Genomic DNA, 1,255 nt, shown 5'->3' with positions numbered 1-1,255 from the left:
GCGTCCTGGGTTTAGTTCCGCTTCTTTTACGGCCCTGTGTTGATGGGCTGGGTGAGATAGTACTCGGTTTCTACTTCCTGTGGGGTGGCGTAGTCCAATGCTTCGTGAAGTCGCTTAGTGTTCCACCAATGCACCCACCGCAAGGTGGCCAGTTCGACTTCTCCGACCGACGTCCACGGGCCCTGGGCATGAATCAGTTCCGCCTTGTAGAGACCGTTGACTGTTTCGGCTAGTGCATTGTCGTAAGAATCGCCGATTGTTCCCACACTCGGGCGGATTCCTGACTCAGCTAGCGCGGTGGAATACTTCAGTGACACGTACTGGCTGCCCCGATCGCTGTGGTGAATTAGTTGGTTTCCATGGATTCGTCCTGCAGTCGTTAACGCATGTTCCAATGCCTCCATGGGCAGCGCATCGGTGCGCATTGTCGAGCGTGTAGCAACACCAACAATTTTTCGGCTGAAGACATCCACGACAAACGCGGTGTAGGCGAATCCTGACAGGGTGCGAACGTAGGTAATGTCGGCAACCCAAAGCCTGCCTGGTGCCTGCGCACGGAAGTTTCGGCGCACTAGGTCCGGGCGATGATCCGGTGTCTTCGGGCTTACCGTTGTTATTGGGGTTCGCCCACGTCTGCGGCCAGAAACACCTGCAAGTTTCATCAGACGTGCGGTCTTGTCGCGACCAATATGAAAGCCTTCGCGGTTCATCGCGTGCCACATTTTGCGGATGCCGTAGACCGAGAAATTCTCCGCATGCACACGCTGTATCTCTGGGATGAGCAGGCTATCGCTTAAGGCTCTTGCGCTGGGAACACGTGTGGTGGCTTTGCGGTAGCCGCGTGAAGTAATGAATCCACGATCTGCTTGTTTAAGGACTCGGCAGATGGCCTCGACCCCAAATTGATCTTTGTACGCGTCGATGTAGGAGATCATTTGGTCGTGGGTCGGTCGAGTTCCGCTGCGAAAAAAGCCGAAGCAGTTTTAAGAATCCCGTTTGCTCGTTTCAGTTCGCGGTTTTCGCGGCGCAGACGCCTGAGTTCTTCTTCCATTGTTTCGCCGCCTGAAGCGTCAGAATTATCGCGTACTGAGGCGCTGTCACGGTACCAGGCCCGCAACGTGTGGTGAGATACTCCAAGCAGCTCACCGACCTCCGTGTAGGCGCGTTGCAGTGAGCAAGACTCCAGGCGGACCATTTCGATGATCTGATGGACCGCCTTCTCCTTGAACTCGACGGAATACTTTCTAGGCATAGT

At 55.1% G+C, this 1,255-nt stretch carries 1 protein-coding gene; it reads right to left on the bottom strand.

Going from position 1 to position 1,255, the window contains the following annotated elements:
- Window positions 1-26: 26 nt before the first annotated feature.
- A protein-coding gene (locus tag QP909_RS11695; protein WP_100619247.1) for an IS3 family transposase occupies window positions 27-1,252 on the bottom strand; the annotation gives its coding sequence in 2 pieces (ribosomal slippage) (window positions 27-973 and window positions 973-1,252; 1,227 coding nt in all).
- Between the last annotated feature and the right edge of the window lie 3 nt (window positions 1,253-1,255).

It is taken from the genome of Corynebacterium sp. MSK195, from assembly GCF_030228885.1.
Classification (GTDB): Bacteria; Actinomycetota; Actinomycetes; order Mycobacteriales; family Mycobacteriaceae; genus Corynebacterium.
This window is presented reverse-complemented; position numbering and strand designations above follow the sequence as displayed.